Source organism: Syntrophorhabdaceae bacterium (genome assembly GCA_028713955.1).
Classification (GTDB): domain Bacteria; phylum Desulfobacterota; class Syntrophorhabdia; order Syntrophorhabdales; family Syntrophorhabdaceae; genus UBA5609.
Genome location: JAQTNJ010000134.1, coordinates 1 through 8,438, shown reverse-complemented (window position 1 = coordinate 8,438; position 8,438 = coordinate 1). Strand labels below are relative to the sequence as shown.

The 8,438-nt window shown below is 48.5% G+C and carries 8 protein-coding genes; 5 read left to right on the top strand and 3 right to left on the bottom strand.

Annotated elements, in window-relative coordinates; translation table 11 throughout:
• The first annotated feature begins 252 nt into the window (after window positions 1-252).
• Window positions 253-768, top strand: coding sequence for a hypothetical protein (locus PHU49_11240; GenBank protein ID MDD5244577.1), 516 nt, complete (start codon window positions 253-255; stop codon window positions 766-768).
• A 60-nt stretch (window positions 769-828) separates the two neighbouring features.
• On the opposite strand, the gene PHU49_11235 is transcribed toward PHU49_11240, so the two are convergent.
• The 3 genes from PHU49_11235 to PHU49_11225 all read right to left on the bottom strand — a co-directional run bounded on the left by PHU49_11235 (window position 829) and on the right by PHU49_11225 (window position 3,926).
• A complete protein-coding gene (locus PHU49_11235) occupies window positions 829-996 on the bottom strand; it encodes a hypothetical protein (GenBank protein MDD5244576.1) in 168 nt (55 codons plus the stop codon).
• Between the two features lie 266 nt (window positions 997-1,262).
• A complete protein-coding gene (locus tag PHU49_11230) occupies window positions 1,263-3,656 on the bottom strand; it encodes a heavy metal translocating P-type ATPase (protein MDD5244575.1) in 2,394 nt (797 codons plus the stop codon).
• Between the two features lie 42 nt (window positions 3,657-3,698).
• Window positions 3,699-3,926, bottom strand: a complete 228-nt coding sequence (locus PHU49_11225; protein MDD5244574.1) for an SHOCT domain-containing protein — start codon at window positions 3,924-3,926, stop codon at window positions 3,699-3,701.
• 979 nt (window positions 3,927-4,905) lie between these two features.
• On the opposite strand from PHU49_11225, the gene PHU49_11220 reads away from it, so the two are divergent.
• The 4 genes from PHU49_11220 to PHU49_11205 form a co-directional block, all read left to right on the top strand.
• Window positions 4,906-5,727 (top strand): class I SAM-dependent methyltransferase, encoded by an 822-nt coding sequence (locus PHU49_11220; GenBank protein MDD5244573.1) that lies wholly within the window; start codon window positions 4,906-4,908, stop codon window positions 5,725-5,727.
• A 21-nt stretch (window positions 5,728-5,748) separates the two neighbouring features.
• Entirely contained in the window at window positions 5,749-7,263 is a 1,515-nt protein-coding gene (locus tag PHU49_11215; GenBank protein MDD5244572.1) for a glycosyltransferase, read from the top strand.
• Between the two features lie 219 nt (window positions 7,264-7,482).
• On the top strand, window positions 7,483-8,202 hold the full coding sequence (locus tag PHU49_11210) for an acylneuraminate cytidylyltransferase family protein (GenBank protein MDD5244571.1): 720 nt from the start codon (window positions 7,483-7,485) through the stop codon (window positions 8,200-8,202).
• On the top strand, window positions 8,192-8,438 hold a 247-nt coding region (locus PHU49_11205; GenBank protein ID MDD5244570.1), incomplete at its 3' end, for a hypothetical protein. The genes PHU49_11210 and PHU49_11205, both read left to right, overlap by 11 nt.

Below are 8,438 nucleotides of genomic sequence, written 5' to 3'. Positions count from 1 at the left end.
CCTTGCCCGGGCATTCCCCCGGCAGGTTACGTGATAATAGGCATTCTCGTACTGGATGCGAAGCGGTCTGGCCATGAGGAAGGATAAGGGAAAAAGGAGGCAAAGTCAATGATAAAGATTTGACCCCCAGGGTTTATTACGTTGAGCTCTTATGATGCAGGGCTTGGTACGAATTTATTGGTTCCCTTGAACTTCTGGCATTAATGCTTATCTTGTTTCTAAGAGATTTTTAAATCTAAAAGGAGGTTTAAAATGAAAGGATTAACTATTGGATCAATGATATTTATTCTTATCGCCCTTACAGGCAGTATCGCTTGTGCACAAGGACCCGGTTATGGTCCCGGCATGATGGGAGGCTACGGCGGCGGCTATGGTCCCGGCATGATGGGAGGCTACGGCGGCGGCTATGGCCCCGGCATGATGGGAGGCTACGGCGGCGGTTATGGTCCCGGTTACGGCCCCGGCATGATGGGCGGCTACGGCGGCAGTTATGGTCCCGGTTACGGTCCCGGCATGATGGGAGGCTACGGCGGCGGTTATGGTCCCGGCCCACGTGGATATGGACAGGGCGGCCAGAACGAAGTCTGCCAGAAGTTTCTCGATGATACTGCCGGACTGAGAAAGGAGTTACACAATAAGAGATATGAATACTCCGAGGCCCTGAGAAACCCCAAGGCAACCTCCGAGTCAATTGCAAGTGAGGAAAAAGCGATCCGCAATCTTCAGGAAAAGATATACGCGAAAAACCCCCAGGGTTGCTGGTGGTAAAATAAGGAGCGGTATGGTAAGGCAGCCAGAAACCCCTGCTGGCTGCCTTACCATTCATCGTCATGGCATTTTGAGGTCGTTCTTGAGCCTCTCAGTGATCTCACCCTTTGCATATCTCTTTTTAACGATGTCGAGTGCACTGTCTTCCTTCTTGCTCCTGCTGGAGCCGGCTACTGATTTAACAAGAGAGACAATACCCACAACGACGAGCACCCGGAACAGGATCATAAAAATTAGGCCAAACCAGCCGCCGATGCCCCACCCAGCCCATCATCCCGGGCCGTATCCTGGCCCATGGTCTCGCCACTGGGCTTGGACCGGACTTTTTAGAGCATGGAACCTAAAATGAAGTTTACAGAATTTAGAAAACGGGTCATTTTACTGTCCGAAAGATATTAGCATAAACTCCTTAAGGGTGATTGAAAAAACTCCTTACTTCTTATTATCTCATGCAGCCCAGAAAAAGTTAACCAATTTGTATAAGTCAAGGTTTCTCAGAGCTTTGCCCTCCGCAGCCTGAGGGCATTGCCGACCACGGATACCGAACTGAAGCTCATGGCAGCTGCCGCGAATATAGGGCTTAAAAGGATTCCAAAGAACGGGTAAAGAACACCTGCCGCAATCGGGACACCCAGCGCATTGTAAGCAAATGCCCAGAAAATGTTCTGCTTAATATTACGCATCGTTGCCCTGCTCAAACGCCTTGCCCTGACAATACCCCTTAAGTCTCCTTTTACCAGCGTAACACCTGCGCTTTCCATTGCCACATCTGTGCCTGTTCCCATTGCAACACCCACATGGGCCTGCGCTAATGCAGGGGCATCATTTATCCCATCTCCTGCCATGGCAACAATCTTTCCTTCACCCTGCAATCGCTTTACAACATCAGCCTTCTGATCAGGAAGCACTTCTGCAATCACATCATCAAGAAAGAGCTTTTTTGATACTGTTTCTGCCGTTGTACGGTTGTCTCCAGTGAGCATGACAATCCTGATACCTTCTTTATGAAGCGCTTCTATTGCCTCCGGGGTCGTTTCCTTTATCGGATCAGCCACCCCCAGAAGCCCCGCTGGATTACCATCTACGGCAATAAACATTACCGTTTGTCCTTCATTGCGCATTACTTCAGCACTTTGTAAGAGTTCGGCCGGGTCAGCGCCTGTATCGTCAAAGAGTTTTTGGTTGCCCACAGCAATGACGTGTCCTTCAATCCTGCCCACAACACCTTTGCCGGTCAAGGACTCAAATTCCTCAACATTGGCAAGGATTATACCCCTTTGTTCTGTGCCTTTTACGATTGCCGCTGCAAGGGGATGTTCACTTCCACGTTCAAGGCTTGCAGCATAATAAAGCATCTTGTTTTCGTCAAATCCCTCTGCCGGGATACTCCTCACCAGGGATGGCTTGCCGACGGTAAGAGTCCCTGTCTTATCAACAACAAGGGTATCTACTTTTTTCATCACCTCAATCGCCTCTGCATCCTTAAAAAGCACCCCTGCCGTGGCGCCCTTTCCCATGGCTACCATTATGGATATGGGTGTCGCAAGACCGAGGGCGCAGGGGCAGGCAATGATTAAAACTGCCACCGCATTGATGATTGCGTATGCCATTCTCGGTTCAGGCCCTATCAATGCCCACATTATAAAGGCAAAGATTGCAACTGCCAAAACAATCTGGACAAAATAGGCTGCCACTATGTCTGCAAACTTCTGGATGGGTGCACGGCTCCTCTGCGCATCTGCAACCATATGGATAATCTGTGATAGTAGGGTATCAGCTCCAACCTTTTCCGCCCTCATTATGAGCATACCTGTTCCATTGATCGTTGCGCCAACAATATGGTCTCCCTTCAGTTTCTGCACAGGCATCGGCTCGCCCGTAACCATAGATTCATCAACTGAGCTTGACCCCTCAATAACAATGCCATCTACCGGTATCTTTTCTCCTGGACGAACACGGAGAATGTCGCCCAACACTACATGCTCAAGGGGAACATCTTCTTCTGTATCATCTTTTACGCGTCGGGCTGTCTTAGGCGCAAGACCAAGGAGGGCTTTAATGGCTGCCCCGGTTTTGCTTCGAGCCTTTAACTCAAGCACCTGCCCAAGAAGCACGAGCACCACAATAACTGCCGCAGCTTCAAAATAGATTCCAACTTCGCTGCCATCCTTTCTGAAGGAGGCAGGAAATATACCGGGTACGAGCACTGCAATAAGGCTGTATACGTAAGCTACCCCTACGCCAAGCCCGATTAATGTAAACATGTTAAGGCTGCGGTTTATGACAGATTGCCATCCGCGCACGAAAAATGGCCATCCTGCCCAGAGAACTACAGGCGTTGTAAGAACAAGCTCTATCCATTTCAGAATATCTCTGGAAATCAGTTTTTCGAGGGAAAAACCGGGGATAAAATGGCTCATTGTAATAAAAATGAGAGGAGCCGTAAGAATCACTCCTAACTTGAATCTCCTTTTCATGTCAATCAATTCGGGGTTTTCACCTTCTTCGGAAAATGTTTTCGGTTCAAGAGCCATACCACAGACGGGGCAGCTTCCCGGGGTATCACGGACTATCTCGGGATGCATAGGGCAGGTCCACTCTGTCCTGGCCTCACCTGCTGAAGGAGTAAGGGGTTCAAGTACCATGCCGCATTTTGGACATGACCCTGGTTTTTCTTCACGGATATCAGGATGCATGGGGCAGGTATATATTACCCCTGTTTTCAAAGGTTCGGCGGTTTCTTTTGAAACAAAGGCTTCAGGATCTTTATCAAACGTATCCTTGCAATGCGTTGAGCAGAAATAGTACGTGTCGCTTTCGTAGATGGATGTTCCTGCAGCATCTGTATCCTCTATGGTCATATTACAAACCGGGTCTTTCATCTTCATATCGTCCTTCCTATACCGGTGAAGTCAGGGTCACCCCGGGCTTCAGTCTTTTGTTATATCACCCTTCATCTTTTCGAACTCTTCCTTTGTAATTTCTCCCTTTGCATACCTTTTCTTCAAGATTTCAATGGGAGTTTCTCCCTGCTGCTGTTTTCCGGTACCCGTAACTAATCTCACTAAATAAATAACCACAAGTATGATAAGTACCCAGAAGATAATCATGAATATCCATCCAAAACCCATTCCCCATCCATAGTCTCCCCAGTGCATGATTTTACCTCCTTTTTTAAGTATATCAATATAGCAAGAAAAATTGAACAGCATACTTGTTCGATACTAACGATAGAATCGACTTCTATCTGTAATCTCATGCAACGGAAAGAGTTAGTAGGTAATCGCTTTCAGCCAATAATGATTGCTGCTTGAAATCGCTGATAAACCATTATATTTCAAAACTGTTTGTTTCAGGAAGAAGTTTGGAGATGCCCCTGCACAGTCCGTTAGGTCAAATCCCAACCTTTACATATAAAGAAAACCGTTCGGCGTAATGGAAAGACAGCGCCTTTATATTCGATACTCGATGATTGATTATCGATATTCGACGCCGACTATCTACTATTCACCGTTCACTATTCACTGCCTTTAAACAGCAAGTCAATATTTTGACAAATATTGCGCAGCGGGGGTAATTGTGGGTCACATTCTCCGGAGATCTACTGACATCAATCTCCCTTAATTCATATAATTTCGTCAGCTTCGTACTCTCGTGCTATCTTTGAATCCTAATTGGCATAAACATCATCCCGGATACGTCATCGTAGAGCATCGGTGCCGGGCTTGCTGTTACCTGTACACCCGCAAGCGGGTACCCGGTCGCCCCCTCCGGCAGCAAAGCGCGACCCGCAAGCGGGTACCCCGGCCACCCCCTCGCACTCAAGAATTCGCTACGAAATTATATATAGCAAACCGTCGTGAGGCGGGCAGAAGAGCGGAAGGTAAGAGGGTGAGAAGGTGGGAAGAACAGAAAGCAGAACATCTTGAAAGACGTAAGGCGTAGGGTGCCAAGCGTTCGGATTTCTTTTGTCTCTCACTATCTACTATTCACTATCGACTATCGACCGTCTTCATGCTATCGACTGCCTCTTTTACTATTCACTATTCACCGTTCACTATTCGCTGCCTTTAAAGGCACAAAAATTGCAATATTTGAAAGTACGGTAACAGCGTACACAGACTACGGAGGAGATCTATGGGCGATCTGAGCGCGATAGCGCACATTCTTCAGTTGATCGAAAAGGGACAGAGACTAAACGACATCGACATCACCTTCCCCTACATCCAGGTGAACGGTGTGCGTTACGATAAATGCACGGCAGGTTATTATTACATGCCCTGGCTGCACAACAAGGACTTCCTCGGGATCTATGCAATGGCTGAGCGCATTGAAAAAGGGAACTACAACGGATTCTATTTTGCGCCGAGGGCATACGTGGTGCTCAGGGCCGCTGAAATGGCCCTCGACTGCGCAGAAGGTGACTTCGTGGAATGCGGCGTATTCCGCGGCGGCACCACGCTCCTCGCATCCGAGGTGATCCTGCGCGATACAATGAACGCGCCTCCCCTCTTCCACCTCTTCGATACCTTCAGCGGTGTCCCTTCAGATGGATTGACGCAGAGGGAGATCGCCGACGGCTTCATAGGAAAATGCTCCCAGGACGTCAGCCTTGACGCGACAAAAGAGAACCTGAACGCCTATGCCGGGTTTCTCCGCTACTATCCGGGCTATATCCCGGACACCTTCGACGACTTCGAGCCGAGGCCGATCCGGTATCTTCATATCGATATCAATACGAAAAAGGCCCACAGGGAGTGTCTGGAGTTCTTTGTGCCCATGCTCGTTGACGGGGCCGTTATACTTTTTGATGATTATGGATGGCCGAAGCATGCAGAATCCAAGACCACTATCGACGAATATTTCAACATAAACGGCATGCCCCTGCCTGTGGCTCTTATGACGGGACAAAGCCTCTGCATCTACCGCAAGGCACGGAAAAAGCTGCTTCCTTTTTGAGTTTTTTTAGAGGGATAACCATTGGATAATTCCGCACACCCCATCGTCAGTACCGTATTGCCGGTAGTTAATACCGGATTACCGGTCGTTAGTATAGGGTTGCCGGTCTTCAACGAAGCCAACTGGATCCGTAGATCTCTCGACGCGCTCCTGAATCAGACGTACAAGGATTTCGAGTTGATTATTGCCGATAACGCGTCCGATGACGCCACCGGGGAGATCTGCATGCAATTTGCCGCTCAGGAACAGAGGATTCAATATTGCAGGCACGAAACCAACATCGGCGCAAACAACAATTTCCGGCACGTTGCCGGGCTCGCGCGCGGCAAATATTTTATGTGGGCCGCCGCTGATGACTGGTGGGAACCTGATTTCGTGGAAACACTCGTCGGAGAGCTTGAGACCCATCCGGAGACAGGTCTTGCAATGACATCTTTAAACCGGCACTGGGACGACGGAACGCACCTTAATGCCGTCCGGTTCGAAGGCGAAAGGGACCCTAACAACATGACCTTTTTCCATCTGGCCATCAATATGATTGCCGCAGGCATCACCCAGTACCACTACTTCATCTACGGTTTGTACCGCACTGACTTTTTAAAATCAGCGCTCGCAATACCCATCCCTGACGTACCTGTGCCGGATCGCCTGTTCATGACCCAGGTAGCCCTTGCAACGAAGATACGATACGTAGATAAATTTCTTCATATCAGGACCGTTCACCATACTCCATCGACAGAAAGGCTTGCGAACGAGGAATATATCAAGATAGGGAATACGGATAAAATGGGGTACACCAGAACGTGGCTCGCCATTGAACCATATCTATGGGCATCACGGGTGATCCCATCTTACAGAAAGCATCTTATTCCTATTATTGCCGATACCTTTGCACGGACAAACAGGACATTTCTTTACCAGAACGACAAAGGGGACAAATCTCCACAGGCGCATCATGAAACCGGCGATGAAGATCTATCGGTGATAAACCAGTTGAGAAATGCGGGCCATATCACAGAATCCCATAAGATAGCCTCGGCCCTCGCATCGGAGGATCAAGGCGATATCGATCTCCTCAATCTTCTCGGTGAAATAAAACTTCAGATAAACCACGATGACTGCTCAAAAAATATCCTTCTCGATGTAATCAAAAGCAGACCTGACGACAGCAGGGCTCTCAAGAACCTTGCCATCCTGTCGTGGAGGGGGAAGACCCCCGATGAAGCCCTTACCTTTGCGAGAAGGGCCGTTGAGGCAGATAAAAACCATGCGGATGCCCATATCGTGCTGGGAAGGATATTGGCCGAACTGGGGAAATCGGATGAAGCAGCCGCTTATCTTCAACACGCGCTGAGAATACGTCCTGATAACATTGACGCGTTAAAGGGTATTGCCGTCGTGTCACTAAAATCAAATAACCTTAAGAAGGCGCAGGAATTTTTAAAAAAGGCGCAAAAGATATCACCCGGAGATAGTGAGACCCGTGCATTACTGTCACAGGTTCAGGACAGGATGGAGCAGCGGGCAGGCCATTGATTTATCGGTCGGTCTCAGGCAGTATGCCGGCGGGCATGCGGTGAATAACATATAAATGGTCAATCTTATGACAATCTTTTCCCGGATGATAAAAGGCCATATTTGATATTATCTGCGATAACAAACGGTTATGGCGCCTTACAAGATTGGTTTCAATGGGCACAATATTTGCATCCATACTAAACGAGGACACACAAAAAGGATGAACGGCATAAAAGAATGAATATCGCAGCCTTAATCCCCGCGCGTAGTGGTTCAAAGAGGGTGCCCTTGAAAAACATCAAGCCCCTGTACGGCAAACCCTTAATGGCCTATACGATTGAAGCCGCAAAAAGATCACGCTTCATAAAGAGAATAATCGTTTCAACAGACTCTTCCGATATCAGCGATATCGCGAAACAATATGGCGCGGAAGTGCCTTTTTTACGGCCGGAAGAGATCTCCACCGCCGATTCCACGGAACTGGAATTCTTTGACCATGCCCTTGACTGGCTGGAAAAAAATGAGGGTTATATACCGGATATTATCGTCCTTCTCTACCCAACGTCTCCTTTCAGGAAGACTGAATCAATCGATCGGGCCATAGAGACGATCATGGACCACCCTGAGTGTGATTCCCTCCGTTCGGTCAGGAAATGTTCGGAACACCCCTGCAAGATGTGGACAATCGCGAACGGTTGTTTAAGACCATTTGTTGACAGCGGGAAGGCATCCGGCATGCATACCCTCTCCTACCATCTGCTGCCGGACGTATATGTACAGAACGCAAGCATATATATCGTGAGGGTATCGACAATAAAAAATAAGCGCTCGACAACAGGAGATATAATCATCCCTTTTATAATGGATGAGGTCGAGTCAATCGACATAAATAACCCGCTTGATTTCCTGCTGGCGGAAACGGCCATCAAGGATAAGGTGGTCTGCTGTGGAGATTAAACACCCTATCAAAAAACTGGATTTCCCTGATCGGGACATTACCATCATCGTCAACACCGACATAGAGTTCATATACCGCGCCCGCGCCTGCGCCAAAGAACCTTTCACTGTAGACTGGATCAGGGACGCGGCGCATAACGGGGTCTTCTATGACGTCGGCGCGAATGTAGGGTCCTATTCTCTCATCGCTGCATCCCTTATGGCGGAAGATAACGGGGTAGTGGTATCATTCGAGC

Bases quoted from the DNA above. Each gene is read 5' to 3' on its own strand.
- PHU49_11240 (MDD5244577.1), top strand. From the start codon at position 253: ATGAAAGGATTAACTATTGGATCAATGATATTTATTCTTATCGCCCTT.
- PHU49_11235 (MDD5244576.1), bottom strand. From the start codon at position 996: ATGATCCTGTTCCGGGTGCTCGTCGTTGTGGGTATTGTCTCTCTTGTT.
- PHU49_11230 (MDD5244575.1), bottom strand. From the start codon at position 3,656: ATGAAGATGAAAGACCCGGTTTGTAATATGACCATAGAGGATACAGAT.
- PHU49_11225 (MDD5244574.1), bottom strand. From the start codon at position 3,926: ATGCACTGGGGAGACTATGGATGGGGAATGGGTTTTGGATGGATATTC.
- PHU49_11220 (MDD5244573.1), top strand. From the start codon at position 4,906: ATGGGCGATCTGAGCGCGATAGCGCACATTCTTCAGTTGATCGAAAAG.
- PHU49_11210 (MDD5244571.1), top strand. From the start codon at position 7,483: ATGAATATCGCAGCCTTAATCCCCGCGCGTAGTGGTTCAAAGAGGGTG.